Origin of the sequence: Paraburkholderia sp. SEWSISQ10-3 4, assembly GCF_030464785.1 — a bacterium.
GTDB lineage: Bacteria > Pseudomonadota > Gammaproteobacteria > Burkholderiales > Burkholderiaceae > Paraburkholderia > Paraburkholderia aspalathi.
In genome coordinates this window covers 177707-203350 of the sequence record NZ_JALPRI010000006.1, presented here as the reverse complement: position 1 = coordinate 203350, position 25644 = coordinate 177707, and the positions used below count along the sequence as shown (strand labels likewise).

Below are 25644 nucleotides of genomic sequence, written 5' to 3'. Positions count from 1 at the left end.
GGAGGCTATGCGACGCGCCAGGTACGAAGTTTTTTATCCACCGTCCGCAAAACCCCATCGTTTGAAACGTACCTTTTCGCCGCGTGACGCGCCACCAGCAAGGCGCTGCGTTTAATGCGAGGCGAAGCGAGTGCATCGCTTACGCCATGCAAAAAAATTCGTGCGGCAGCCAGCCTGTCCCACGTCCAAGCGATTCATAAATCCTCCGTCAATCCCCGTAGTGCGGGCCAGCACACATAGCGACGCAGACGCAGGCGCGTCAATCTCGCAACCTGTCCGCCGAAACCACTGCTTGCTGTCTCAAGCTTGCGACATACCGGTCCACGACCTGTAAAAGCTACTTTTGTGTGTTGAGACCCGGCATTTTTGACCTGGGCATTCGTCAAACCATTGCCAGTCATCGTGGCTGCGGGTTTCCCCACCCTCCAGAATTCACGCGTGGCGCATCGCGGCAACCCGCCGCCACGGCCGCTCACGGCGTATCAAACACGAATCATCGCGTGATGCGAACTCCCTTCCGCGGGGTGTACCGAATCGCTCATCACCGTCCAGCAAGGTTTTGAGGGCACATGGCACAGCGCGTGCAATAAGGGAGTCACAAAGCGAAACACGTTGCAGCCGGGAAGCAGCAAACGAGCAGAAGCAGCAGAAAAAAATCCCGGCAGCAGCAACAGTCTTCGTAGAACGCGTCGGGGAGTTCAACGCGCTTTACGGGGTGCGGCGGGGCCAACGAAAAACGGATGTCGATAAAGCACGGCGCGAACGATCGATACGGGGTATCGACGATTCGTGACCGGGACGACGTGAAGCGCTGACCTCGCCACTTTTTCCGTCTCTGTGGACGGACCTCAACGCCGCACCGGTGGACCTGTTTTCAGGCAACTGCGCGGCACAAACCGAAGTCAACTTTCACTCTTACGGGGGTTAGCATGAAGAACACGATCCAACAATTTCTGCGCGAAGAAGACGGTGTTGCAGCGATCGAATATGGCCTGCTGGCCGGGCTGATTGCGGTGGCGATCATTGCGATTGTGACGACAATGGGTACGAACCTGAAAGCAGTGTTCACCACCATTTCGAACAAGTTGGCCACTGCCGCCGCGGCCTGACGCACTTCGCAGCCTCAGGCGCAAAACCGATCGCCCGCCCTGTCTCGACGGTCCTTCGAGATAGGGTAGCGGCGGCTCGGTGCTTAAAAGAAGCGACTCCAGAAGGGCAATTCGATCCTTGAAACGGAGCAGACAATGAACGGGGTTCCTTTTCCGGTTGGACCGTGCGTAATGACGTTGGTGTTGCTGGTCGCCTTGTGGGACTTGCAAACGCGCCGGATTCCTAACTGGTTGGTAGCGACAGGATTGATCGTGGCGATACCCGTGCAGTGGTTTACGCAGGGCGGTATCGACGGGATGCAGATGTGGTTGGGCGGCATGCTCGTAGGTGGTGCGATATTTTTGCCGGGCTACGCGATGCGGCTGATGGGTGCGGGCGACGTGAAGCTGATGGCGGCGATCGGTGCTTTCTGCGGCGCTTACGGCGCACTCGAAATAGGTTTGGCGACCTGTGTGATTGGCGGAATCGGGTCGCTTGCAATATTGCTCCGGCGGCGCCAGATGCGCGTCGGACTGAGCGGGGTGGCGGCATTGCTGATCAGTTGCACGACGCCGGGAAACGGCACAAAGCAACGGCTGGGCAGTGTGGCTGAGAGTAGTGCGACGGGGACCATGCCGTACGGAGTGGCCATAGCAATAGGTAGCGCACTCGTGTTGTTCTACAGCGTGTGACGCAGACCCGCAGGCAAAAAATCGGGGGTTGAAAATGAAAAACGCGCGCGCTGTAACGATGCTGCTGATCGCGACGCTGGCCGGTCTCACCGCGGTGGTGTTTGCCTCGCGCTGGATGGCTTCGCAGGCGTCGAATGCCACGACCAGAATCGTGGTGGCCGCAACCGATATCAATCTCGGTCAGCGGATTGGACCAGACTTCCTCAAGGTCGCCGAATGGCCGTCGGACAGCGTGCCGCCCGGCGCGTTCACCGACGTCCGGAAACTCGACGGCCGCGTGATAAAGGAAAGCCTCTTGCACGGTGAACCGATTGTCGACGCGAAGCTGACACCGGTTGGCACGCTCGGCGGCCTGTCGGCAGTCATCGGCGAAGGCAAGCGGGCCATCACGGTGCGGGTGAACGACGTGATCGGCGTAGCGGGCTTCGCGCTGCCGGGTAACTACGTCGACATCATCGTCAACACGCAGAAAGACAATCGCGATCCCGGTACGCAGCGCGATCAGAACATTTCGAAGATCGTACTCGAAAAGATTCTCGTGCTGGCCGTCGCACAGGAAGTGGGCCGCGACGAAACCAAGCCGAAGGTGGTCGATGCGGTGACGCTCGAAGTGTCGCCGGAACAGGCCGAGAAAATCGACCTGGCGCGCAGCATCGGCACGCTCTCACTGGTGTTGCGCAACCAGATCGACCCGCAGGCGATCGACACCGCCGGCGCGACCAAGGCAACGCTGCTCAAGATGCCGGTTGCAGTAGTCGCCGCGTCTGAACCGAAACCGGTGCACATCGTACGGAAAGTGGCGGTGCGCGCGCCGGGCAACTGTGTCCGTGTGCTCGACGGCGCCGACGCAAGACAAGAATGCTTTTGACAGGCCTTAGCCTGCAAGCCGTGACCGATATGCGTGACTGACCTCCAGGTTCAGCGCGTCAAAAAAGCGGCACATAACGGGGGTAGGACATGAACGCCAGAACGAATCAGCGCGCTCGCGCGCCGCAGGACCCGCTTGGCCCAGGTGAATCACGCGGATTGCATTCGCGCTCACCTCGCGGCCGGACCCGGATCGCTGAAGCCTGCACCTGCGTGGTGGTCGGACTGTATCTGTCGATGCTACCGGTCGCGCAAGCGGCCGGACAGAATGCGGCCGCCAATGTGCCGGGTCTGCCGGATATGCCGCTCACCGTGGCGTCAAACGGAGCCGTGCATCTGACCATCGCGGCAACGGGCATGAGCGGCGGCGCCTCTTCCGGCGGCGCGGCGCAGGCCAGTCGCGGACCCAACTGCAGTGGCCCGGTTGCGGAACATACCTCAGTGACGATCCCGGTTGGCAAATCCGCGATGGTCGATGTGCGCGAACCCGTGCGCAGTCGCACCGTCGGCAATCCGTCAATCGTGCAGGCGATGCTGGTGTCGCCGCAAACGCTTTATCTGCTCGGCTCGGACGTCGGCACCACCAACATGATCGTGCAAGGCCGCAGCGGCTCCTGCACGATCATCGACGTGAGCGTCGGCGCGGACCCGGGCGGCCTGCAGCAGACGCTCGCCGCGCTGATGCCGGAGGAAACCGGCATCCAGGTCAAAACAGCCGCCGATACGCTGGTGCTGACCGGCACGGTCACCGATGCTGTGAAGGCCGAGCGCGTGATGGAACTGGCGCGCGCCTTCGTGGCCCGGCCGACCACCGCGTTGCAAGGCGGTGCGCAGATGGGAAGCGGTCCGTTGCCGATCGGTGCGGCGCCGCGCGCGATGGGCGCATCAGCGCCGGCGCCGGCGCTCGGTGGCGGGAGTGGCGAGCGCATCATCAACATGATGCATGTGGCTGCACCGCAGCAGGTCATGCTCGAAGTGAAGGTCGCCGAAGTCTCGAAGACGCTGATCGACCAACTCGGTGTCGCGGCCAACATCCAGGGCGGCATCGGCAGCTGGAGTTTCGGCTTGCTGGCGAATTACCTGTCTGGCGGGTTGAGCGCGCTGACTGCTTCGAAGGCGAACAATCTCCCGCTCAACCTCGCGGTCGATGCGCAGAAAACCGATCAGCTCGTGAAGATCCTCGCGGAGCCGAATCTGATGGCGATCAGCGGCCAGGAAGCGAGCTTTCTCGCGGGCGGCAAGGTCTACATTCCGGTACCGCAAAGCAACGGCGCTGGCGGCACGACGATCGTGTTGCAGGAAGAACAATACGGTGTCGGGCTAACCTTCACGCCGACGGTGCTCGAAGGTGGCCGTATCAATCTCAAGGTGTCGCCGGAAGTGTCAGAGCTGTCGTCGACCGGTGTGGTGGTCACCGCCGGCAACTCGAACACGACCTCGATTCTGCCTTTGATCACGACGCGGCGCGCCTCGACCACGCTGCAGGTGTTCGACGGTCAGAGCTTCGCGATCGGCGGTCTCCTGAAGAGCAACGTGACGGGCTCGATCAAAGGCCTGCCTGGCGCTGCTGAACTGCCGGTGCTCGGCGCGCTGTTTCGCAGCACCAGCTATGAACAGGACAAGACCGAACTGGTGTTCGTCGTGACACCGCGTCTCGCCAAGCCGCTGCCGCAGCACTATCCGCTGCCGACCGACGGTTTCAGCGACGCCAACGAAGGGAACGTGTATCTGACAGGCCATATGGAGGGCACGAAGCGCGCCGCGCCAGCAGCAGGGGCCACGGCACCGGTTGCACCGAATTCGCCGAACGCCCCCTCGACACCGGCCGCGCCTGACATGCCCGCGGCAATCAGCCAGACACCGGTCGTGACTACGCCTGTCGCAACGCCGGCTACGTCCACGCAACCGTTGCCACCCACGCAACCCAAGCCCGGCCAGGACGATCGTACGCCGGCTCCGGTGGCCGCGACCACCCCGGCCCGCTCATCGACGGCAACGGCTGGCGGCGCGTCGCAGCAACTCACCGCCGTGAAGCCCGACCCGGCCCACGACGCCGCTCTCGTCAGCCAGGCATCGGCGGCCGGCGCCGACTCACACGCCGCGCGCTGAATCGCGGCCCATCGGAGACCGACATGACATCCACCAAGACACTGATCCGCGCAGCCTTATGCGCCGGCCTGAGCGTTGCGCTCGCCGGTTGCCTGACTTCGACGCCGCACTGGGACGCGACGTTCGGCGACTCAGTCAACCAGATCAAGGAAATGCAGACACTCAACCCGCAAGCCTCGGCCAATACCGATCCGGTTGCGGGCATCGACGGTAATGCGGCGGCAGCGGCACAGAAGAGCTATGCCAAATCGTTCACGGCGCCGCCCCCACCGGCCAACAGCCTCACGATCGGCGTCGGCTCATCGAGCAGCTATTGAAACAGCGCGGCCAGGCGGCTCGGGCTCGAGCCAGCGGAGACACACCATGATCGACATTCTCCTGATTTCGTCCAGCGCGGAGCGCGCGCCGCACATCGCAGCGCGTCTCGAAGCTAGCGACGTTGCGTTCCGTCTGCGTACGCTGCACGGCACCGCGAAGCAGTTGCGCGTGCATGCCGCGGCGATCAAGAGCGCGGATCTGCTGATCGTCGACGATGCCGAGCTGACGCCACGCGAACTGGGTGGCGTGGAAGAGGCGCTGTCCCATACGCCGAATCTGCACTGCATGCTGGTGACGCCCGCACCGTCGACCACGCTCCTGATGGCGGCGATGCGCGTGGGCGTGCGGCACGTGCTTTCCTGGCCGCTCGACGAACGCGAAATCGGCGATGCGCTCGCGCATATCTCGGCGAAGAAAACCGCCGGCGTGCGGCGCGACGGCCGTGTGGTGTCATTCACATCGTGCAAGGGCGGCAGCGGCACCACGTTGATCGCCGTGAATCTCGCCTACACACTCGCCGCGTCGCGCGACAAACGCGTTCTGTTGATCGATCTGAACCAGCAGTTCGCCGACGCGAGCCTGCTGGTGGCCGACAAGCCGCCGCCCGCGACGCTGGCCGACCTGTGTGCGCAGATCGATCGCCTCGACGTGGCGCTCTTCGAAGCTTGCGTAATGCACGTGCACGCGAATCTCGACGTACTGGCCGGCGCGGGCGATCCGGTCAAATCGGGCGAGCTGCGAGCCGCGCATCTGGAGCGGATTCTGACGCTGGTGCGCGAGCAATACGATGCGGTGTTGATCGACGTCGGCCAGAACATCAATCCGTTGGCGATTCACGCGCTCGATCACAGCGACTCTATCTGGATGGTGGTGCGGCAGAACATCCTGTATCTGCATGCTGGCCGCCGCATGCTCGACATCTTCAAGGAGCTCGGTTATCCAGCGAGCAAGGTGAAGGTGATCGTCAACCAGTACGACAAAAAGGCGCGGATCGATCTCGCGACGCTCGAAGCAACGCTCAACGCGAAGATCGCACACCATCTGCCGCGCGACGAGAAACAGGCGACTGAAGCGCTGAACCATGGTGTGCCGCTGGTGACGTCGGCGAAAGGCAGTGCGCTTGCACACGGCATCACGCTACTGGCCGAGATGCTCTGGCCGCAGCCTGTCAGGTCGCGCAAGAGTGTGCTTGGGCGTCTGTTCGCAAGCAGGACGAATGCTTCTAATGCGTCGAATGCTTCGAAATCGCCGCCGCAACTGAAGGCCGGACATTGAACCTGGCAAGGTCCGACTGAGTCCGGTTGCCATCGAAAAGAAAAGCGGAGAGCACCATGTCATTGCGCGAACAGTTAATGATGCAAAACGTCACCATGCCGTTCGACGGCAGCAGCGGAAGCACCGCGGCAGCAGCGGGCGTTGCGGCCGAAAGCCTTGCGGCACGGCGCGCGTACCAGCAACTCAAGATGAACGTTCATCAGGCGATCATCGACCGGGTCGAACTCGACAAGCTGCAACGCCTGTCGCCCGAGCAGATCAAGCGCGAACTCGCGCAACTGGTGGAGCGGATCCTCGAGGAAGACAAGATTCCCATGAACGAGCTCGAGCGCCGCCGTCTCGCGCAGGACGTTCACGACGAAATGGTTGGGCTCGGCCCGCTCGAACCGCTGTTCAGCGACCCGACCGTCTCCGACATTCTCGTCAACACGTCGCAGCACGTGTACGTGGAGCGGCGTGGCCGCCTCGAACACACGGACGTGACCTTCTACGACGACGCGCATCTGATGAAGATCATCGAGCGCATCGTCTCGCGGGTGGGTCGCCGGATCGACGAATCCACGCCGATGGTCGACGCGCGTTTGCCCGACGGTTCTCGCGTCAACGCGATCATTCCGCCGTCGGCGATCGACGGTCCGCTGGTGTCGATTCGCCGCTTCGCCGTGAATCCGCTGACGGTTGCCGACATGATTGACAACCAGAGCTTTACGCCCGCGATGGCGCAATTGCTCGAAGCGCTCATCAAATCGAAGCTGAACGTACTGATTTCGGGCGGCACGGGCAGCGGGAAGACGACGTTGCTCAATCTGCTCTCCGGCTTCATTCCTGAAGATGAGCGCGTCGTTACGATCGAAGATGCCGCAGAGCTGCAGATGCGCCAGCAACACGTGCTGCGACTCGAGACGCGGCCACCGAATATCGAAGGCAAAGGTGAAATCTCGCAGCGCTCACTGGTACGCAACGCGTTGCGGATGCGCCCCGACCGCATCGTGCTCGGCGAAGTTCGCGGCGCCGAAGCGCTCGACATGCTGCATGCAATGAACACCGGCCACGAAGGATCAATGGCGACGCTGCACGCGAACACGCCACGCGATGCGTTGACGCGGCTCGAGAATATGGTGGGCATGGCGGGTCTGACGATGCCAATCAAGGCGGTGCGCCAGCAGATCGCATCGGCGATCACGGTAGTGGTGCAGGCCTCGCGTTTGACCGACGGCCGCCGCAAGCTGATGAGCATTCAGGAAATCACCGGCATGGAAGGCGACATCATCAACATGCAGGAAATCTTCACGTTCAAGCGGACCGGCGTCGACGAAAACGGCATGATCAAAGGGCATTTCTGCGCGACCGGCGTACGGCCGAAGTTCTGCGAGCGGCTGGCGGGTTTCGGCATTGCGTTGCCGGACCAGATGTTCGATCCGGCACGGCGCTTCGAGGTGTGAGCATGCCTAACACAATGGCTTCAGGGAGGCGGATATGAACACTTCGTTTATCGGTTTTGCGGTGCTGGCGTTTCTTGCGATCGTGCTGCTGATCGAAGCCGTCTATCTGTTCTGGAACAGTCGTCACGGCACGGCCGTGAAGCGCATGGACGAGCGCCTTCGCGCACTTTCGGCGGGCGGTAATGTCGGCAAAGAGCAAATGTCGATCCTCAAGCAGCGCCTCCTCAGCGAATCGCCGTTTGTCACGCGGCTGCTGCTGCGTGTGCCGCGTGTACATACGCTCGACCGGCAGTTGCAGCAGGCCGGGATGCGCTGGTCAGTGGCGCGGTTTGCCACCTATACGCTGTTGTGCGCCGTCGCCGGCGCCGTGCTGGGTTTCCTGATGCAGGTGCCCGCCGTGGTGATGGCGGTTCTGGCAGGGGTGCTGAGCCTGCTGCCCATGATGATCCTGCGCCGCAAGCGCGCGAAGCGCGTGTTGCAACTCGAACGCCAGTTGCCCGACGCAGCCGACCTGATTGCTCGTGCACTGCGTGCGGGCCACTCGTTTCCTGCCGCGCTCGGCATGGTCGGCGAAGAACTGCCCGACCCGCTCGGAGGCGAATTCGCGCTGGCGTTCGACGAGATCAACTATGGCGTGTCGATGAACGACGCGCTCCTGAACATGGTGAATCGCGTACCGGTCGAAGATCTACGCTACTTCGTGATCGCCGTGCTGATTCAGCGTGAAGCGGGCGGCAATCTGGCGGAGATTCTCGGCTGCATCGCCGGCATCATTCGCGAGCGGTTGAAGCTGCTCGGCAAGGTGCGGGTGCTGTCGGCTGAAGGGCGGTTGTCGGCATGGGTGCTCGGCGTCCTGCCGTTCGCGATTCTCGGCCTGCTATCGGTCCTCAATCCAGGTTACATCACTGTGTTCTGGAAAGACCCGGCGGGTGTGCAACTCGCCGGTATCGCAATCACGATGATGCTGTTCGGCATCTTGTGGATGCGCAAAGTCGTGCGCATTCATATCTAGACCGCCGGTCCCAAAGGTTAGGAAAGAGGAGCGCGGGTTCTGCCCGCAGACCATGAGAACAGAACAGATCGTTATGTTAGGGGTGATGTTCCTGATCGTGTTCGGTGCCGCGCTGAAAGCGATGATGCTGCTGAAATCCGATCCGGTGCAACAGCGCATCGAGAAGGTCGGACAGTCCGGCGCCACGAACCATGCCGATGCAGAAGACGAGTTCGGTGCAGAGAGGAGCTGGGTCGAAACCGTCACCAAGGTATCTGAGCGTGTCGCCAGGCTTTCGCTTCCGAAAGACGACTGGGACAAGTCGGCTCTGCGCCTGCGCTTTGCGAATGCGGGCATTCGCACGCCGTCCGCGCCGGCCATCTATTTCGCCGCAAAGACGCTGCTGGCGCTCGTTCTGCCGGTCGTCGCGCTGATCTTCCTCGCCAACAGTTTCGACGCTGACAAGCGGGTCTGGCTGTTGCTCGCGGAGTTGGGGGTGTCGGCGGTCGGTTTCTATTTGCCGAATCTGGTGCTCACGCGTCTGATCGAAACCCGCCAGCGCAAGCTGTTCGAAGACCTGCCCGACGCGCTCGATCTGATGACCGTGTGCGTGGAAGCGGGTCTCGGGCTCGACGCGGCGATGATGCGTGTTACTCAGGAAATCGGCGTCAAGAGTCACACGTTGCAGGACGAGTTCGAGATGGTGCTGCTGGAATTGCGTGCCGGATCGGGTCGCGACAAGGCGTTGCGCAATCTGTCGCTGCGCACCGGCGTGGATGATATCGACACACTCGCCGCAATGCTGATTCAGGCGGACCGCTTCGGCACTAGCGTCGGCGATTCGCTACGCGTTTATACCGACAACTTGCGCACCAAACGGCGCTTGCGCGCCGAAGAGCAGGCTGCGAAGATCGCATTAAAACTGCTCTTTCCTCTGATGTTTTTTATTTTTCCGACGCTTCTGGCCGTGCTGGTCGGTCCGTCGGCGATCCAGGTCGTGCGCCAGCTGTACCCGGCCATGGCTGGCATGTCGGGTGGTTGAGCGATCGAGAGCACCGTATCTACCGGGGAATTACATGTTCGCGTCGAGCCCGTTTCCTGAACTGCTTCGCCACGCCACTCACTGGCTGGGCGGCTACGCGCTCGCACTGGTGATGATGGCTGTGGGCGCGTCGCTAGAGCGGCGCTGGCCTGTCGAGTTGCTGCAATCGCGCGCCGGGATGCGCTTTAACCTCATCTACGCGGCGCTGTATATGGCGCTCGCAGAGACAATGCGGCCGCTGACAGCAGTGATCAGCGTCGCGGTGGTCAATGCGCTCGGTGGCGGCTGGGTCGTGCTTGCTTCGCAGGGGTGGAGCGCATTGGCCTCCATCGTGGTCGTGGTATTGACGATCGATCTGCTGGAATATGCATTTCACCGCCTGCAGCACGCGTGGCCCGTGCTTTGGAAGTTGCATTCGCTGCACCACAGTGCCGCTGATTTCAATGTCACGGTGACGTTCCGGCATCACTGGTTCGAAGTGTTCATCAAGGGCTGTCTGCTCTATCCGGTGGTCGGCGTGCTATTCAAAGTCGAGCCGTGGATTGTCGGCGTGAGTTCCATCGTGTTCATGTTCGGCAATTATTTTGCGCATATGAACCTGCGCGTCGACCTGGGCCGCTTCACGACCTGGGTCAACAATCCGCAGTATCACCGCTTGCATCATTCGATCCGCGCCGAGCACTTCGATCACAACTTCACACAACTGCTGCCGCTGTGGGACCACCTGTTCGGCACGTTATGGGTGCCTGCAAAGCACGAATGGCCCGCCACCGGTCTGGACGACGGCGCACAACCGCGTTCATTGCTGGGCGCGCTGAGCTGGCCGCTCCGCTCGCAGGCCGGCGGCAGCGCCGGATTGGACGGCGAGCGCATTGCAATCCTGAACAAGGAGGCGAAATGAAAGCCACTTGCAAAGTTACTCGTGCGGAATCCGCACGACGGGATACGCGCAAGCAGCGCGGCGTAGCGACAATTGAATTCGCATTGCTCGCGCCGGTGCTGTTCCTGCTGTTGTGCATTGCGATGGATCTGGGAGTTGCGCTGTGGGTCAACCTGACGATGCAGTACGCGGTGCGGGAAGGCGCGCGTTACTCGGTGACCGGTCAAAGCAACCTGGATCCGAACGCAACCAATCAGCAGCGCTATCTGGCGATCGTGCAGGAGATCAAGGACAGCTCGATGGGACTCTACACGCTCGTTTCGCCGAGCTATGTGATCACCATCAACGGCGCAGCCCAAACCTACAACACGCAGACCAGTTACAGCACTGGCATGTTCGGCAATCCGGGCGACATCGTCGTGTTGCAGATCAATTGCATCTGGCCGTTGCTGACACCGCTGGTCAAGCCGTTTTTTGCCAACGGCCAGTTCAGTTTCAGCGTCGCGGCGACGATGCGTAACGAGGGATTCTGACATGCGCACCCGTTCTTCGCCAAGAGGCCGCCACGCAACCAGAGGCATCGTCAGCGTGGAAATGGCGCTGTTGCTGCCGATGCTGGTGGCGCTCGCATTGCCCGTCTACGACATCGCGCGCAACATTCAGGCGCAGATGATACTGATCAACGTAAGCCGCGAGGGTGCGAGCCTGTCGTCGCGCGCATCGCTCACGTATCCGATGCAGACCATCATGTCGTCGTTGACTTCGACCACTCCGCCGCTGGACATGAACGCGCACGGAATGATCTACATCACCGAAATCATGGGCAACAACAACTGCGACAGCAACGGCAATAACTGCACAGGCGTCGTGGTCGCCCAGTATCGCTGGAACGGCGGCAATTATTTCCCGGCGAGCCAACTGTGGAGTTGCGGCAACAGCGGCACACGCTGGGCGACGGACGGCAGCGGCAGTTGCAGCGGCATTCCGGCGGCGGGGGCCAAGTCGCCGGTGGTGAACCTGCTACAAGGAAAGCTTTCCGATGGCCAGATCGCCTATGCAGTCGAGACGTTTTATTTGCAAACACCGCTGCTTGGTTCACTGGATCTGGGCAACGGCGTCAAAACACCGGCGCTCTCGCCGAATCTCTATGCGATGACGGTGTTCTGATTCAAGCAGGTACTGACTCAAAATAATAAAGCGCAGGTCGGGGGATTCAATGAAAAGAATAGCGGCACATAAACGGCAAAAGGGATCGGTCAGCATCATCGTGGCGGTGTCGCTGATTGCGTTGCTGGGCATTCTCGGGCTCGCGGTGGACTCCGGTTTCGGCTACATGATCAAGGCGCGGCTCGACGCCGCTACCGACGGCGCGGTGATCGCCGCCGGCGAGGCAGTCACGCGCGGCAACAACCAGACAGAGCAGACCGCCAACGCGCAGCAAGCGGCAACGGCATTCTTCGCGGCAAATTATCCGGCGGGTTTTCTCGGCTCGACAGTGACGGCAGGAACGCCGTCAATCGTGTTCAACGCCGGTACGGTCACGATCGACATGGCGGCGCAGGCGAGCGTGCCAGTCACGTTCATGCAGACGCTCGGCTTCAAGGTGCTGAACGTGAGTGCCTCGTCGCAGGCGATCCGCAAGACGCTGGATATGGCGTTCGTGATCGATAACACCGGCTCGCTGAACACGTCCGGCGTGCCGGCTGCGGTGCGCTCGAATGCGGTTGCGTTCCTGAACAATTTCGATGTGACCAACGATCGCGTGGCGCTGATGCACTTCGCGTACGGCACCGTGGTGGATGTGCCGTTCAACGGCAATACACGCGGCTTCGATCGCACGGCGATGGACGCCGATATCAACAAATACACCTTCAACGGCAGCACCAATTCAGCTGAAGCGATCTGGAATGCGCGCAACCAGTTGAATACGGTGATCACGCAACCGTCCAGTCTGCGAGTGATCGTGTTCTTCTCGGACGGTGCACCGAATAGCTTCTCGTCGTTCTTCACGACGAATCAGAGCGGCTGCAATAACACGGCCGGTACGATCGCGAGCCCTGATAGCGCGGGGACGATGTCGGGCCTGTACAACATGAACGCGCTGAATCAGGCGCTGGGCTCGCCGTGCTTCCAGAGCAACGTGACGAAGCTCGTCACCGCCATGCCGAAGTGGTACAACGCGCACAACGTCAACGAACAGATCTTTCCGATCTGGCCCGTAACCGCACCGCGCGCTGTGCCGAATGGCAACATCACGTATGTGAACGTCAATCGCGCGTCGCGCAATCTGCTCGAAGCGATGGCGGCGCAGGCGCGTATTGAGGGCACGTATGTGTTCACACTCGGCTATGGACCCGAACTCGTCGCGCCGGCCGGCCCGGACAACGAACTGGGCGAGGATGTTCTCAAATGCATGGCCAACACGCCGGATTCTCTGCCACGTTGCTACAACCCGGCACAACCGGTCGGCGTGTTTTGCTACGCCGCGACACCGGCCGATCTGAAGCCGTGCTTTTCGCAACTGGCCTCGCAAATTCTCCGCATTTCCAAGTGAGCGCGCTATGACACCGACGACATCTTTTCAGGATCTGCCTCTCTCGCCCAGCCCTGTGGACGCGGCAGCTTTGCCTCAAGCATCCGCTGCCGATATGAGCGAGTCCACCGGCTTGCGCCGCGCGCTGGTGGAAATCACAGCACGGGCTGGCGCCGCGACGATGCTGAGCCTGTTCGCCTACGCCGCGATCGTGCAGTGGCGTGCGGCGCCCTCGCGGATCACGCTGCTTTTGCTGGTGGTGGCCGCGTGCGTGACAGTCGGTCTTTCGCTGTTTTCGCGCGTGCCGATGAAGCGCGACTGGCGGCTGTTCGCGTTCGTCTGTTCGATGGGCGGCACGTATTACTTCCTCGCCGTGCGTCTTGCACCCGGCGCGCAACTGGTGCCTGAGATGGTCGGCGCATCGTTGCAACTGCTGGGGATTCTCTGGCAACTGTTCGCGAAGGCGTCGCTGCGCCGTTCATTCGGCATCTTGCCGGCGAACCGTGGCGTCGTATCGCGCGGCGCGTATCGCTTCGTGCGTCATCCGATGTATCTGGGTTACTTCATCACCGACATCGGCTTTCTGCTGGTGAACTTCGGCCTGCAAAACCTTCTGGTGTACGGCTGCCAGTTTGCCTTGCAGGTCGGACGGATCGTGCGGGAAGAGCAGCTTCTATCGGCTGACGAAAGTTATCGGACGTACAAGGGGCGGGTACGTTATCGCGTGATTCCCGGCGTGTTCTAACCAGCACTCCCACCACGCACCGCTTTGCCACCCGTCATACAAACGATCATAGTAGCCACGACGAGCACGCATAACGCCACGCGCAAGCCAAGCAAACCCGCACCGAGTCCGATCAACGGCGGCCCCACCAGAAAGCCGGCATAACCCGCCGTGGCCGCCATCGAAACACCGACAGCCGGCGTCACGGTCGAGCGGCCCGCCGCACTGAAAATCACCGGGACGATATTCGCGAGGCCGACGCCGACCATGGCAAAGCCCACGCAAGCCGTGAGTACGGTGGGTAGGCTCAACACCAGCGCGAGTCCAGCCGCCGCCAGCAGGCCGCCGAAGCCGATCACCTTGCTCGAACCGAAGCGCCGCACGGACACATCGCCGACGATGCGGCAAGCCGCCATCGAGAACGCAAACGCGGAATAGCCGACCGCCGCGACGCTGGCCGCTTCGGTCAAGGTAGCGCGCAAATACACCGCGCTCCAGTCAGCTACCGCGCCTTCCACCATCATGCAAAGGAACGCGAGCAGCGCAAGCTTCATCACTTTGGCGTTGGGCAACGCGAAGCCACTCGAGGACGCGGCCGCGCGCGGACCAAGATCGCGCAACGCCAGCGCCGCGGCGGCGGCCATGAGGACGGCGATGAACACGGCCGGCAGCACGAGACCACCGATCACGCCGACGCCATTTTTCTGCAGCATGGCGCCCGTCGCCGCGCCGAGCAGGCCGCCCGCGCTCCACGCCGCATGAAACGAGGACATGATGGGCGACTTCCATTGCGTTTCGATCGTGCTGGCGTGGCCGTTCATCGAGACGTCGAGCGCGCCGTTCGCCGCACCTAGCAGGAGGAGCACGATGCCCAGCGTCGCCAGGTTCGGTGCGAACGCGGGGAGCGGCAGCGCGATAACAAACGCAGCGCCGAGCAGCGCGGTGGCCCGGCCGCTGCCGAAGCGCGGCGCCAACTGTCCGGCCAACGGCATCGCGATGATGGCCCCCAGCGCGAAGGCGAATAACGCGATCCCCAACGAAGTGTCGCTGAGCGACAGGCTTTCCTTGATACGCGGCACTTCGACTGCCCAGGCGCCGATCCCGAATCCGTTGGCGAGAAACACGCCGAGGGTGGCCACCCGCTCCTTGAGCGGTTTCATGAGCGGTGTGCTGATCGGAGTAACGAGAGTTTTCATGAGCGCGCCACCATCACGTTGTCGCACACCGCTGCGAGTTGGGTACGCCGCGCGGCCGTCACATCCGCTTCGACGAATAGATGGTCCACGGCGCGCGCCGGCGCAACGTAAAACGGCGCAGCGGTCATCAGTTTTTCCGACGTCACGGCGATAGCGACCTGGCTGCTTGCCTGCACCATCGCCCGTTTGAGTTCGGCCTCTTCAGCGTCGAACGCGGCGACTCCTTCATCTGTATCGAACGCGCACGCACCCAGAAAGCAGAGGTCGGCCTTGATCTGCTGGATCTGCAGCAAGGCGGTGGCGCCGGTCGCGCCGGCTGCATGCTGAGCGATGCGCCCGCCGATAAGAATGATCTCGAAGCCAGGCCGGTTCAGGAGACGCGCGCAAGCCTCGGGCGAGTTAGTCACGACGGTTAGATCCGCGTTGTCCGGGAGCGCCGCGGCGATCGCGACATTCGTCGACCCGGTGTCCAGCAAAATGATCTGTTTGGGCCGGACGATGGACGCCGCGACGACCGCGAGAGAGGCCTTCCGATCCACGGCTTCGTGCATGCGGACCGAGGCGTCTACGCCGGCAGGCGAGATCAGCAGGGCGCCGCCGTACACGCGCTTGCAATGACCCTGGTCGGCCAGTTCGCGCAAATGACGGCGGACCGTATGTTCAGATGTTTGGAGTTCGGCAGCGAGTTCGGATGCCAATACGCGGCCTTGAGCACGCAACCGTTCCAAAATCAGCTGTTCCCGCTCCTCGGGCAGAAGCCCGTCCACTGCGTCCTGCCTCGTTCGTTGCATGACTTCACCTTGCTCGATTGCGAAACGATCATAATCGAGCATAATTTAACGTAAACGAGCAGGGCGAGCAACGGTGCAGTCGAAATTCTTCTGAAGGGACGGATTCGGCAGGTCGTAAAGCGTTTGCGTCGGCGCCGGCGGGGCGGTCTGCAATCTGCTTAACAGGGCTGGAGGCCTGTAATCGCCGAGGCCGCGATCCACGCGCGCCATTGCGACGTGAAATTGAATTCGGCATCGATTGCGAATGCCGAGTCGAGCGCTTCGTTGAGCGTCGTTCCACGTTGCAACGCATTGAAAGCCGCATGCGCGGCGGCGCATTGAACGAGTATCTGCGGCTGCCACTGCGGTCGCACAACCAGTGCATCGGTCGGTGACTCGAGATTTGCCGGAAAGGAGCCACCTGGCTGATGCGCTGCCCAGATATCGGCGATCGCATAGCGCGACGAGATGAGCGCGCAGGCGGGATGAACGGCCAGTTTCGCTTCGAGCAAATCTTCGGGGAGGATGACGGCCCATTCCGCTGGCGTAAGCACGTTGGCGTCCGCGGCAAAGTAGGCCAGATGCAGCGACCATTCGAGACGCGCGAGGTCGGCGAAATAACGGAAACGGGGAGCCTGTTCGTAGGTTTCGATGAAAGCCGGTAGCGCTGCGCCGAAACGATTGAGGTCGCCGCTCTGTGACGGATGGGCTTCTGCGTAAGCCACCGACAGCGCATTGAAGTAGGCTTCACCGACTAACACCAACAAGACGGGATAGGCGCTCGCGAGTGCAGTCCGCCGATTGGCGCGAACGCTGCTCCGATAGAGATCGACGCGCTCGCGCAGATTGCCCGTGAGCTCGATGCCGCTAAAGCAAGGTGTTTGTTCAGCGGCACATGCAGGGCTCTCAGCGCGACCTTGCGCATGATCGACCCCGCGCCCCGTGCATTGCAGCTGCGAAAGCACAGGCCGCTGTTCGCCCTCCAGGGATTCAGCGAACATGCGCTGCAGTGACTCAAGCGGCGTGCGCATCGCCGGCGTCGTGTTGAGTCGAAGGGGTGAGGGTCGATCGCGTGGCGTGCACGGTGTTCTGAATATCACGTGCGCGACCCGCTTCATTGAGTAAGACGCTTAACGCCGGTACATCGGTATCCCACTCGATCAGCGTCGGTATCGTGCCGAACCGCTGCAGTGCGTATTCATAGAGCGCCCAGACTTCGTTGGTGACGCGTGAGCCGTGATCGTCGATGACGGCGATGTCCGTTACACGATGACCCGCGAGATGAATCTCGCCAATCGTGCCGATCGTCAGCGCGTTCATGGCCGCGACGGCGTCCTCTCCATGATTGCATTGGTTCACGTATAGGTTGTTCACGTCGAGCAATACGCCGCAACCCGTGCGTGACGCAAGTTCGGCAAGAAATGCAGTCTCGCCGTACTGATCGTCGCGGAATCGAACGTACGTGGAGACGTTTTCCAGTAGAACCGGCCGGCCGAGCGCGTCCTGCAATTCGCTGACACGCGAAGTGAGCAGCGAGAGCGCCGCCTCGGTCAAAGGCATCGGCAAAAGATCGTTCAGATGGCCAGCCGATGTCGCGCCCCAGCAAAGATGTTCGGAGACGGCAGCCGGCTCGATCCGCTCGATCAGACGTTTGAGCTTCGCAACGTGAGCGAGGTCGAGTGGCTTCGTCGAGCCAAGGCCGAGACCGACCCCGTGCAAACTGACAGGCAGGTCGCGTCGCACGGTGTCGAGCACGTGCAGGTCGAAGCCGCCGTCGCCGAAATAGTTTTCACTGTGCACCTCGACCCAGTCGACCGCAGGCGTAGCGTCGAGGAAGTCGCGGTAATGAGCATGGCGCAACCCGATTCCGATGCCGGGCGGCGCGCAGGCAGAAGGGACGAGGGGATGCATCATGGGCCCGGACTGGCACAGGAGCGCCGCATCCGCATCAGGAATGCTGCTCGTCGAACTTGCCGCCCATCTTCTGGCAGGTTCCTTTCGGCACGGTCTTGAAGTCGCCTTTGTCGTTGTCGACCTTGGCCTCACCGGCGCAGCCGTGCACACCGGTCTTGCTCGCACAGTCGTTCTGACCGGCCTTGGCGATGCCAAAGCACTGAACCTTCTCGTCCGCATGCGCTGCGCTGATGCCGGTGGCGGCGAGTCCTGCGAGGGCCGCGGCGATCAATGCCGGCCGGCTAAGTTTCGAGTTCAATTTGCTTCTCCTGAGTAAGCGGCGGTGGATCGCTCGCCGCACCATTTCAACCGTCGCTTCGCCATGGGCTGCTGCGGGGCTGAGACGGTGCGCCTGATTCGCAGCGCCGCGGCCATGTGTAAACCGATTCTAAGCCTGCCACATTAATTATCCGGCATGTTACTGGCTCATCGTACTCGCGCTTTTCACGGCACAGGAGGCGGTGACTTTCTCGCCGTCGCTGAATGAGAACGCCAGCGGGATCGTCGTGCCGATCTTGAGCGGCTGTTTCGGATGCTCCAGCATCACGTGATAGTTGCCCGGAGCAAAGACGAGCGAGCCGTGCGCGGGCACCGCCACCTGATGGACCATCGCCATGGAAGACGTGCTGCCCTGGCTTTGCGTCTGATGCAGCATGGCCATGCCGAAAGCGTCAGTGCTGATACCGGTGAGATTGACGGGCTGATCACCCGTGTTGCTGGCCTTGAAATAGCCACCCGATGGCAGATCGCCCGGCAACGCGCGGATCCAGCAGTCCGATACGCTCACGGCTGCAGCGGCACCGGCGAAGGCCTGAATGGATGATCCGCACAGCAAGGCGGGGAGGAGAAGTTTGCGTGTTGTCTTCATGAGGTGTTCCTTGTTTTTAACAGCGGAAATGAAGCGTTAAGCAGCTTGCCGCGTGGCGCGGCCAAAAATCGTGCGATCGGCAAGCCACACTGCGAGCAACGTGGCGCCCATCAACGGAAAGACGATACCGAGCAGAACGAGACTGGTTTTCCAGCCACGCATCGGCGGTGCGGCACGTTCGCGCGAGGGTGCGCCGAGCGAGCGCTGCGGGCGTCGCTTCCACCACATCACGCAGCCGGTCACGGCCATTCCCGCGAGCCCAAGCGAAATCGCAGCGCAGAGGATCTGATTGGCGACGCCGAAATAGCGGCCCATATGCAACGACGTGCCGTACGACACGGCTTTCGACACCGCGCCGTAATCGCCGTAGCGGATGTCTTTCAGCACCGTGCCGCTGTATTGGTCGATGTACAGCGTGCGCTCGTCTTTCGGGTCGGCGGGAAAGTACGAGACGGTGTAGACGCCCGTAGCGGATGACGGCAGCACGATGCCGTAGCCGCTCTGGACACCGAGCGATGCGACGAGGGCGACGATGCGTCCGAGCGGCAGCGCTTGCGCCGCGTGTGCGTCGGCGGATTGCGGCACCGGCGTGTTGCCGACGGCCCATGGCGTGAGCGGCAACGGCAAATCGTCCATCACCATGCCCGGCATCGAGTCCATGTTCGCCTGATCAGCGCCGTGCGCGGCTTGCGTTTCACCACGCGCTCCCGGCAGGACAGAACGCAACGGCAAACCGCCCCACGAACCTGGCGGCGCGCCAAGATTGACAGAGGTTGCGAGCGCCTTGAACTGCTTACCCCATGAGCCTGTCCACGGCAGACCGCTCAGCACGAAAATGAGCGCACCGAGCGCGAGCCAGATACCCATCACGGCGTGAAGATTCTTCCAAAGCGCGCGTCCTTGCAGCGAGAAACGCGGCACCAGCACAGCACGTGCGGTGGTCTTCCCGCGCGGCCACCAGAGTGCGATGCCGGTGCCGATCATCACCAGCGTCCAGCACGCGGCCAACTCCATCAGCAATTCGCCTGGTTTGCCGAGCAGCAGCTTGCGGTGAAGCATGCGGTCCACCTGCATGAAGCGGCGCTCGACGCTTAGCGTGCCCAATACTTCGCCGGTGTAGGGGTTCAGATAGACACTCTGTTTTTCGCCGTCGGCGAGGCGAAAAATGAACTCGGTGCTGCGATCCGGTGCGCTCGCGATAGGAGCCGTCACCGCGCGCGCATCGGTCGGCATCGCCGCGCGGGCTTTGGCGAGCAACGCGTCTTCAGTGAGCCTTGGCGTGGCTTGCGGTTCGACGATCAGGCGGTGCGGGTAAAGCAGCGGTTCGATTTGCGGCTGGAAGCAATACAGCGTGCCGGTGATCGCAAGCACGACCAGAAACGGCATCACAAAGAGACCTGCGTAAAAGTGCCAGCGCCAGAGCGTTCGGTAGCCGGCATTCGCTGCGCCTGTTGCCGAGGTCGCGCGTTGTGCGGTGGTGGTGGACATTCAATCCTCCTGAAGCAAAAATGGGTCGATCGGTTTGCGCAGTGATGCACGCGCTGGTTTGCAACTCACGAGTGCAAACCGCGCATGCCAATCGCGTGTTCACATACGCAACTTTGCTTCGACGTAAAACGTGCGGCCCGGATACGGGTGATAGACGAAGTAGCGCGCGTCAAACAGGTTGTCGACGCCGATACCAACTTCACTCAGCTTCGTCGGCTTGAACGTGAATTTCGCGTCCGCCACCGTGTACGAACTGGTGCCGCCGAATACATCGGGATTCGTGTCGGTATTGGTGAGCGTGTTGTATTCAAGGCCGGAGTAGCGCGCGGCAAGCGTGATCGCTGCGCGTTCGTCGATGTGATACGTCGCGGCGAGATTCGCGCGCCACAGCGGAATCCGATAGAAGTACTTGCCGACGGTGGCCGGGTTCTGCGCATTCGCGATGATCTTCGACTGCGTGTACGCCACGCTCGCCAGCAGATCGAGACCACGCACGAATACATCCTGTCCCGAGTAGCTCGTTTCGACGCCACGCGAGCGCACCTTGCCGATGTTCTGGAAATTCGTCACATTTGGAATCACGGTCGTATCGGTCTGACTGAAGATCGTGTTCTTCACGTCGTCCTGAAACAGCGAGAAGCGGAACACGCCATTCCAGTGCGCCCATTCAGCGGTCAACTCCTTCGAGAGATCGTCTTCGGGCTTCAGGTTCGGATTGTTGTTGATGATCGAGGAGCCGTTGATTTGCCCCTGGAACATCTCACCCACCGTCGGAAACCGATAGGCGCGGCCAATCGATGCGCGCAAGCTCAGATCGTCAGTGACATCGAACGACAACGAGGCTTTCGGCGAAAAGTGATGCTGGTTCGCGTCGCTATACGGGAACGCCTTGCCCGGTAGCGCCTGCGAGCCGCCGTAGGCTTGCCAGTCTTCGTACCGTACGCCGTAGACCAGCTTCCAGCGCGGCAGAAAGTGCCAGGCATCCTGGGCGTACAGCGCCTGGGTCTGCGTCTTGCCCTTGAAAGCATTGGCAAACGAGGTCGCCGCGCCATCGCGCCAGTTCAGCGTGTTGTAGCTCTCGTTGTCGAGGAAATAGTTGTCGTAGTGATAGCCGAAGCTCAGCGCATGACTCGTCAGGCCCGCTTGCGGCGTGACGGGTGTGTAGGTGGTGCGCAGATCGAGCGTTTTCCAGCCGGTGCCGTCGCCGAAGATCACCGTGCCGGGGCCGTTGCCCGGCGCGCCCGAATTCGCGGTGCGCGCCACGCTGTTGCCGACGTCGTAGTACGAAGCGATTGCTTCGCCATTCCAGCCGGTGGCGTTGCGGGTTTTCAGCGTGAGCCCGTATAACCAGTTCTCGCTGTAGCCGAGGCTCGGGGCGAGGGCGGCCGCCGGAATCGTGTACTCGTAGCCGCCGATCGCGACCTTGCCGCTGTATACCGGGTTGCCGTTCGCGTCGCGCAGGAAACTCGACGTCGCGCTGTTATAGGTCTGGTGCCAATAGCCGAGTGTGAAGGCGGCCTGCAGTGTCGGCGTGAAGTCGTACTGCATCTTCAGCTTGAACTGGTCCTGTACCGTGTGTTCGATCCCTTCGCCGTTCACGCCGAGCACCGCGGTCGGCGTATTGGTCTGGTTGTTGTAGAAGTACGCGCCGGTCACCGGTGTGTCTCCGGCTTTCGCGGGCGTATTTGACTTGGCGAGCGTGGCGAATTGCAGCGGCTGGCTCGTGTTCTCAAGGTGATTCACGCCCAACCGATACGAGAACTTCCCGATCTGATCGCCGATCGACGCGCTTGCCTCGCTGCCGTTGAAATTCTGATTCACACCGAACAGGCTGAAGTGCTGGGTGAAGGCTTTGACGTCCGCGTCGGCTTCGAACTTCTTCGGCATGCGGGTGCTGATGAGCACCGTGGCGCCTAGCGAATTGCCCGGATAGAGCGCGGAAAACGGCCCATAGATCACGTCGACCTGCTGGATCTCGTCGGGAAACACCATCGACCAGCGGGGCGGAAACGAATAACTATTGCCGAGCAGATTACTGAGCAGGAGGCCGTCCGCATAGACGAGACCGCGTGCGCTCTGCGAATTGCTGGTGCCGCGTACGGCGATGATCGAGTTCAGATCGCCGATAAAACGCTTGCGCACGGCAAGGTTCGGCATGTACTTCAACACGTCTTCGGTATTGACGACGTTCCAGTTGTCGAACTGTTCGCGCGTTACGGTTTCGACCGAAGCCGGCAGATTAGGGTCGACGGCGCGCGGGTTGGCGACGGAATTGGCACTGGCGGTAACGCTGACGGCAGGTAGCGTGGCGTCGGCGGACGCGCTATCCGCGTGAGCCGGGGAGGCGATAAATGCCGGCGCCAAGGCCGGAACTAGCGCAGAAAAATAAGCCGGGAAATGCGACAGCGGCCGCCGGCCGGATGGAATGCGCCGGGCGCCGCGGCGGGCGCAAAGAGGCAGCCTTCGCAAAGCGAAGTTGAGCATGAACGTTTCCTTGATGCATTGAACAGGCGATCGCGCGCCCCCTCAACGGGTGCGGCAAATGCGCGATCAGGAACAACAGCGATCAGGAAACGGCGGGCGGGCCTCTTGGGCGTCCGGACGGGAACGCGCCGAGCGGCGTGAAGCGGGTGGAGAGGGCGGGCGGCACAGTGCCGGCAAGCGCGAGCGCGGGCGGCGGTTCGACGGCCGCAACGGTCGGCATGGCGACGTGATGCTGGAGCAGATGGCAGTAGCCGCATGCGCCGAAGGCGTCGTCGTGGCTGAGGTGGACGGGCGCCGGGTTGGCCTGCGTGGATTGGCTCACCAGGCTCTGATTGGCCGGCTGCAGCGCCGAGCAGAGCGCCGCGAAGGGCTCGTTCGCGCGGTTCGACACCAGCATCTGACTCACGACCGGCGCGAACACGACAAGCCACATGGCGATCAGGCCAAGCCATGCGGTCATGCGGTTATGGGAGCGTGTAGTCATGGTGATGAACGTAAAGACGCGGGCGATTCTAGCACTGCCGCGCGGTCTTTTCTCCTGTGATTCCGTCTATAGCGTCGGATTAGAAGGCCGAAACCGGCTCATTTCGGGGCGTTACAGCGTGACCGTTTCCCTTAAGCTGCATGGTAAATGTTCGGCTTTCCCTGTCGGCGCTTCGACCTCCTGCGCGGCCGCGCAGATACGCGAAACGCCGGACAGGGCGGGCAAAACACGATTGACCCGGCTGACCGCCACCACCCGTTACCACGACTCATGACTGCCACGCAGACGCCAGCATCCTCGATAGCCGACATCAATCAGCAGGCGGCATTGCTCTGCAAAAGCGGGCAATTCGCCGATGCCTGGTCGTTGGTGGAGCCGATCCTCGACCCGCACGACGAGGTGGAGGAAGACGCGCGGGCCGACGCGTTGAATATTGCGGGCGCCTGCTGGTACGGCATGGGCAATCTGTCCGACGCGGAAACCTACTGGCGCCAGTGTCTGCGCGCCAAACCCGACTATGCCGAGGTGTACAGCAGTCTCGGCATGCTGCTCAAATCGCACGGCCGCCTGTCGGCGGCCAAGGCGGTCTATCGGCAACTGGTCGCGCTGCGGCCCGGTCAGGCCGACGCGCACAACAATCTCGGCACCGTGCTCTACGGAATGGGTTACCGGGAAGAGGCCGAGGCGTCGTATCGTCAGGCGGTGACGATCCGCCCCGACTACGCGGAGGCGCACTACAACCGGGCTATCGTATTGCACGAACTGCGCCGCCTGCATGAGGCGGAAGTGGCCTATCGCGAGGCGCTGATCGGGCTGCCGGAACACGCCGAGGCGCACAACAACCTGGGCAACGTGTTGATGGAACTCGGCCGCGTTGCCGAGGCGGACGCAGCCTACCGGCAGGCGCTGACCATCAAGCCCCAGTATCCCGAAGCGCTCAATAACCTCGGCGGCGCGCTGAAGGCGACGTATCGTCTGCCCGAGGCCGAACTGGCCTGCCGGCTCGCGCTGGCGATTCGCCCGGATTACGCGGAGGCGCACCTCAACCTCGGCGCGGTGCTGGCTGATCTCCAGCGTCTGCCCGAGGCTGAAGCGGCGTACCGGGAGGCAATCACGCATCGCCCGGACTATGCCGAGGCGCACTACAACCTCGGCCTCGCGCTAACCAGCCTGGAGCGTCTGCCCGAGGCCGAAATGGCTTACCGGGAAGCGATTCGCTGCCGGCCCGACATCGTTCACGCGCACAACAACCTGGGCTGCGTGCTTCGTCAGCTCGACCGTTTGCCGGAGGCTGTCGAGGCCTTCGCGCAAGCACTTACGCTTCGTCCCGACCTGGCTGAGGCTCATTACAACGTCGGGGCCGCGCTGGCGCAACTCAAGCGGCTGCCGGAAGCCGAAGCCGCTTACCTGCGGGCACTTGCTTTACGTCCCGATTACGGCGATGCCAGGTTCGGTCTGGCTGTGCTGGTGCTCAGCATGGGCCGCTTTGAAGAAGGCTGGCGCTTGTACGAGTGCCGCTACGACCAACCAGGTTTCGTGCATCACAAGACGCGTTCCATGTTGAGTTGTCCGCAGTGGCAAGGCGACTCGCTCGCCGACAAGTCCTTGCTGGTCTGGCAGGAAGACGGGCTCGGCGACATGGTTCAATTCAGCCGCTATTTCGCCCTGCTCAAGGCGCAAGGGGCCGCGCATATCACCTTTGCGTGCCAGCCTGCCTTGCACCGGCTGATGGCTACGGTGGACGGCGTGGATGCCGTTCTCGATCACGATACGGCGTTGGCCCATGTAGCCGCATCGACATACGACTGCTGGACGAGCCTTTTGAGCGCGCCGCTGCACTTGCGTACGGCAGTGGACACGATTCCGCGCCCGGTCCGTCTCGCGGCCGAGCCGTCGCTCGTCGAAAAATGGCGGCCGATGCTCGACACCCTGCCGCCCGGCCGTAAAGTCGGGTTGGTGTGGAAAGGCAACGCGAAACACCATAACGACGCGAACCGGTCGATCCCCACGCTAGCCACGCTTGCCCCGCTCTGGAGCGTGCCGGGCCTGAGCTTCGTGAGTCTGCAAAAAGGTCAGGGCGAGGACGAGGCGCAAAACCCGCCCGCCGGTCAGCCGCTGCTCGAACTCGGTTCGGCGGTGAACGATTTCGCGGACAGCGCCGCGATCATCGAACAACTCGATCTGGTGATTTGCGTGGACACGTCCATGGCGCATCTGGCCGCCTCGCTGGGCAAACCGTGCTGGGTGATGCTGCCGGAGAAAGACATCGACTGGCGCTGGATGCACGAACGCAACGATTCGCCGTGGTATCCGCACACGCTGCGGCTATTCCGCCGGGCAGTGGGCGAAGACTGGACCGTGTCGGTCGAGAGAGTGCGGCAGGCGTGTGTGGAGCGGTTTGCCGTTGAACGCGCTACCGAACTCTGAACTCCTCCGGAT

At 62.1% G+C, this 25644-nt stretch carries 25 protein-coding genes; 16 read left to right on the top strand and 9 right to left on the bottom strand.

Translation table 11 applies throughout. From position 1 onward, the window contains the following. Positions 1-929: 929 nt before the first annotated feature. The 14 genes from M0D68_RS15840 to M0D68_RS15775 all read left to right on the top strand — a co-directional run bounded on the left by M0D68_RS15840 (position 930) and on the right by M0D68_RS15775 (position 13983). Positions 930-1109, top strand: a complete 180-nt coding sequence (locus M0D68_RS15840) for a Flp family type IVb pilin (RefSeq protein WP_093637811.1) — start codon at positions 930-932, stop codon at positions 1107-1109. Positions 1110-1244: 135 nt separating this feature from the next. Continuing rightward, complete coding sequence (locus tag M0D68_RS15835; protein WP_093637815.1) at positions 1245-1781, top strand: prepilin peptidase; 537 nt, start codon at positions 1245-1247, stop codon at positions 1779-1781. A gap of 34 nt (positions 1782-1815) precedes the next feature. Continuing rightward, positions 1816-2649 carry a Flp pilus assembly protein CpaB gene (cpaB, locus tag M0D68_RS15830; RefSeq protein WP_093637818.1) on the top strand — a complete coding sequence of 278 codons (834 nt, stop codon included), beginning with the start codon at positions 1816-1818 and terminating at the stop codon, positions 2647-2649. A gap of 89 nt (positions 2650-2738) precedes the next feature. After that, positions 2739-4757 (top strand): type II and III secretion system protein family protein, encoded by a 2019-nt coding sequence (locus tag M0D68_RS15825; protein ID WP_244179430.1) that lies wholly within the window; start codon positions 2739-2741, stop codon positions 4755-4757. A gap of 23 nt (positions 4758-4780) precedes the next feature. Further along, the gene (locus M0D68_RS15820; protein WP_093637822.1) at positions 4781-5074 is read left to right on the top strand and encodes a hypothetical protein; all 294 of its coding nucleotides are present in this window, start codon (positions 4781-4783) and stop codon (positions 5072-5074) included. A gap of 46 nt (positions 5075-5120) precedes the next feature. Then, complete coding sequence (locus M0D68_RS15815) at positions 5121-6350, top strand: AAA family ATPase (RefSeq protein WP_093637825.1); 1230 nt, start codon at positions 5121-5123, stop codon at positions 6348-6350. A gap of 56 nt (positions 6351-6406) precedes the next feature. Beyond that, the gene (locus M0D68_RS15810) at positions 6407-7792 is read left to right on the top strand and encodes a CpaF family protein (protein WP_266224792.1); all 1386 of its coding nucleotides are present in this window, start codon (positions 6407-6409) and stop codon (positions 7790-7792) included. Positions 7793-7826: 34 nt separating this feature from the next. Beyond that, positions 7827-8804 (top strand): type II secretion system F family protein, encoded by a 978-nt coding sequence (locus M0D68_RS15805; protein WP_093637831.1) that lies wholly within the window; start codon positions 7827-7829, stop codon positions 8802-8804. A gap of 52 nt (positions 8805-8856) precedes the next feature. Further along, on the top strand, positions 8857-9825 hold the full coding sequence (locus tag M0D68_RS15800) for a type II secretion system F family protein (RefSeq protein ID WP_093637834.1): 969 nt from the start codon (positions 8857-8859) through the stop codon (positions 9823-9825). A 34-nt stretch (positions 9826-9859) separates the two neighbouring features. Then, entirely contained in the window at positions 9860-10726 is an 867-nt protein-coding gene (locus M0D68_RS15795; RefSeq protein ID WP_093637837.1) for a sterol desaturase family protein, read from the top strand. Beyond that, positions 10723-11238 carry a TadE/TadG family type IV pilus assembly protein gene (locus M0D68_RS15790; protein ID WP_093637840.1) on the top strand — a complete coding sequence of 172 codons (516 nt, stop codon included), beginning with the start codon at positions 10723-10725 and terminating at the stop codon, positions 11236-11238. The genes M0D68_RS15795 and M0D68_RS15790 overlap by 4 nt, the downstream gene beginning before the upstream one ends. Position 11239: 1 nt before the next feature. After that, positions 11240-11872, top strand: coding sequence for a TadE/TadG family type IV pilus assembly protein (locus tag M0D68_RS15785; RefSeq protein WP_093637843.1), 633 nt, complete (start codon positions 11240-11242; stop codon positions 11870-11872). A 49-nt stretch (positions 11873-11921) separates the two neighbouring features. Continuing rightward, positions 11922-13259 (top strand): vWA domain-containing protein, encoded by a 1338-nt coding sequence (locus M0D68_RS15780; RefSeq protein WP_093637846.1) that lies wholly within the window; start codon positions 11922-11924, stop codon positions 13257-13259. Between the two features lie 94 nt (positions 13260-13353). Beyond that, positions 13354-13983 carry an isoprenylcysteine carboxylmethyltransferase family protein gene (locus M0D68_RS15775; RefSeq protein ID WP_266224788.1) on the top strand — a complete coding sequence of 210 codons (630 nt, stop codon included), beginning with the start codon at positions 13354-13356 and terminating at the stop codon, positions 13981-13983. Here the strand turns inward: M0D68_RS15775 and M0D68_RS15770 are convergent. The 9 genes from M0D68_RS15770 to M0D68_RS15730 all read right to left on the bottom strand — a co-directional run bounded on the left by M0D68_RS15770 (position 13980) and on the right by M0D68_RS15730 (position 23205). Then, on the bottom strand, positions 13980-15158 hold the full coding sequence (locus M0D68_RS15770; protein ID WP_266224786.1) for an MFS transporter: 1179 nt from the start codon (positions 15156-15158) through the stop codon (positions 13980-13982). The two genes, M0D68_RS15775 and M0D68_RS15770, sit on opposite strands and share 4 nt — an antisense overlap. After that, positions 15155-15949 carry a DeoR/GlpR family DNA-binding transcription regulator gene (locus M0D68_RS15765; protein ID WP_200651411.1) on the bottom strand — a complete coding sequence of 265 codons (795 nt, stop codon included), beginning with the start codon at positions 15947-15949 and terminating at the stop codon, positions 15155-15157. The genes M0D68_RS15770 and M0D68_RS15765 overlap by 4 nt, the downstream gene beginning before the upstream one ends. Positions 15950-16107: 158 nt before the next feature. Continuing rightward, positions 16108-16929: a DNA-binding domain-containing protein gene (locus M0D68_RS15760; RefSeq protein ID WP_266224784.1), complete on the bottom strand. Its 822-nt coding sequence runs from the start codon at positions 16927-16929 to the stop codon at positions 16108-16110. Between the two features lie 13 nt (positions 16930-16942). Then, on the bottom strand, positions 16943-17842 hold the full coding sequence (locus tag M0D68_RS15755; protein WP_266224783.1) for a DUF692 domain-containing protein: 900 nt from the start codon (positions 17840-17842) through the stop codon (positions 16943-16945). A 34-nt stretch (positions 17843-17876) separates the two neighbouring features. Then, positions 17877-18140, bottom strand: coding sequence for a DUF2282 domain-containing protein (locus tag M0D68_RS15750; protein WP_234487631.1), 264 nt, complete (start codon positions 18138-18140; stop codon positions 17877-17879). Between the two features lie 159 nt (positions 18141-18299). Continuing rightward, positions 18300-18749 carry a copper chaperone PCu(A)C gene (locus M0D68_RS15745; RefSeq protein ID WP_211700507.1) on the bottom strand — a complete coding sequence of 150 codons (450 nt, stop codon included), beginning with the start codon at positions 18747-18749 and terminating at the stop codon, positions 18300-18302. Between the two features lie 36 nt (positions 18750-18785). Beyond that, positions 18786-20237 carry a PepSY domain-containing protein gene (locus M0D68_RS15740; protein WP_266224781.1) on the bottom strand — a complete coding sequence of 484 codons (1452 nt, stop codon included), beginning with the start codon at positions 20235-20237 and terminating at the stop codon, positions 18786-18788. Positions 20238-20336: 99 nt separating this feature from the next. Continuing rightward, entirely contained in the window at positions 20337-22721 is a 2385-nt protein-coding gene (locus M0D68_RS15735; protein ID WP_266224779.1) for a TonB-dependent receptor, read from the bottom strand. Positions 22722-22803: 82 nt separating this feature from the next. Then, positions 22804-23205: a DUF2946 domain-containing protein gene (locus M0D68_RS15730; RefSeq protein WP_266224777.1), complete on the bottom strand. Its 402-nt coding sequence runs from the start codon at positions 23203-23205 to the stop codon at positions 22804-22806. On the opposite strand from M0D68_RS15730, the gene M0D68_RS15725 reads away from it, so the two are divergent. Together M0D68_RS15725 and M0D68_RS15720 are read left to right on the top strand one after the other, a co-directional pair. Beyond that, on the top strand, positions 23204-23479 hold the full coding sequence (locus tag M0D68_RS15725) for a hypothetical protein (RefSeq protein ID WP_211706513.1): 276 nt from the start codon (positions 23204-23206) through the stop codon (positions 23477-23479). The genes M0D68_RS15730 and M0D68_RS15725 overlap by 2 nt on opposite strands. After that, on the top strand, positions 23476-25632 hold the full coding sequence (locus tag M0D68_RS15720) for a tetratricopeptide repeat protein (RefSeq protein WP_266224775.1): 2157 nt from the start codon (positions 23476-23478) through the stop codon (positions 25630-25632). The genes M0D68_RS15725 and M0D68_RS15720 overlap by 4 nt, the downstream gene beginning before the upstream one ends. Positions 25633-25644 lie beyond the last annotated feature (12 nt).

Coding starts and splice junctions, on each gene's coding strand:
- M0D68_RS15840 (WP_093637811.1), top strand. CDS start 930: ATGAAGAACACGATCCAACAATTTCTGCGCGAAGAAGACGGTGTTGCA.
- M0D68_RS15835 (WP_093637815.1), top strand. CDS start 1,245: ATGAACGGGGTTCCTTTTCCGGTTGGACCGTGCGTAATGACGTTGGTG.
- cpaB (WP_093637818.1), top strand. CDS start 1,816: ATGAAAAACGCGCGCGCTGTAACGATGCTGCTGATCGCGACGCTGGCC.
- M0D68_RS15825 (WP_244179430.1), top strand. CDS start 2,739: ATGAACGCCAGAACGAATCAGCGCGCTCGCGCGCCGCAGGACCCGCTT.
- M0D68_RS15820 (WP_093637822.1), top strand. CDS start 4,781: ATGACATCCACCAAGACACTGATCCGCGCAGCCTTATGCGCCGGCCTG.
- M0D68_RS15815 (WP_093637825.1), top strand. CDS start 5,121: ATGATCGACATTCTCCTGATTTCGTCCAGCGCGGAGCGCGCGCCGCAC.
- M0D68_RS15810 (WP_266224792.1), top strand. CDS start 6,407: ATGTCATTGCGCGAACAGTTAATGATGCAAAACGTCACCATGCCGTTC.
- M0D68_RS15805 (WP_093637831.1), top strand. CDS start 7,827: ATGAACACTTCGTTTATCGGTTTTGCGGTGCTGGCGTTTCTTGCGATC.
- M0D68_RS15800 (WP_093637834.1), top strand. CDS start 8,857: ATGAGAACAGAACAGATCGTTATGTTAGGGGTGATGTTCCTGATCGTG.
- M0D68_RS15795 (WP_093637837.1), top strand. CDS start 9,860: ATGTTCGCGTCGAGCCCGTTTCCTGAACTGCTTCGCCACGCCACTCAC.
- M0D68_RS15790 (WP_093637840.1), top strand. CDS start 10,723: ATGAAAGCCACTTGCAAAGTTACTCGTGCGGAATCCGCACGACGGGAT.
- M0D68_RS15785 (WP_093637843.1), top strand. CDS start 11,240: ATGCGCACCCGTTCTTCGCCAAGAGGCCGCCACGCAACCAGAGGCATC.
- M0D68_RS15780 (WP_093637846.1), top strand. CDS start 11,922: ATGAAAAGAATAGCGGCACATAAACGGCAAAAGGGATCGGTCAGCATC.
- M0D68_RS15775 (WP_266224788.1), top strand. CDS start 13,354: ATGAGCGAGTCCACCGGCTTGCGCCGCGCGCTGGTGGAAATCACAGCA.
- M0D68_RS15770 (WP_266224786.1), bottom strand. CDS start 15,158: ATGAAAACTCTCGTTACTCCGATCAGCACACCGCTCATGAAACCGCTC.
- M0D68_RS15765 (WP_200651411.1), bottom strand. CDS start 15,949: ATGCAACGAACGAGGCAGGACGCAGTGGACGGGCTTCTGCCCGAGGAG.
- M0D68_RS15760 (WP_266224784.1), bottom strand. CDS start 16,929: ATGTTCGCTGAATCCCTGGAGGGCGAACAGCGGCCTGTGCTTTCGCAG.
- M0D68_RS15755 (WP_266224783.1), bottom strand. CDS start 17,842: ATGATGCATCCCCTCGTCCCTTCTGCCTGCGCGCCGCCCGGCATCGGA.
- M0D68_RS15745 (WP_211700507.1), bottom strand. CDS start 18,749: ATGAAGACAACACGCAAACTTCTCCTCCCCGCCTTGCTGTGCGGATCA.
- M0D68_RS15740 (WP_266224781.1), bottom strand. CDS start 20,237: ATGTCCACCACCACCGCACAACGCGCGACCTCGGCAACAGGCGCAGCG.
- M0D68_RS15735 (WP_266224779.1), bottom strand. CDS start 22,721: ATGCTCAACTTCGCTTTGCGAAGGCTGCCTCTTTGCGCCCGCCGCGGC.
- M0D68_RS15725 (WP_211706513.1), top strand. CDS start 23,204: ATGGTGATGAACGTAAAGACGCGGGCGATTCTAGCACTGCCGCGCGGT.
- M0D68_RS15730 (WP_266224777.1), bottom strand. CDS start 23,205: ATGACTACACGCTCCCATAACCGCATGACCGCATGGCTTGGCCTGATC.
- M0D68_RS15720 (WP_266224775.1), top strand. CDS start 23,476: ATGACTGCCACGCAGACGCCAGCATCCTCGATAGCCGACATCAATCAG.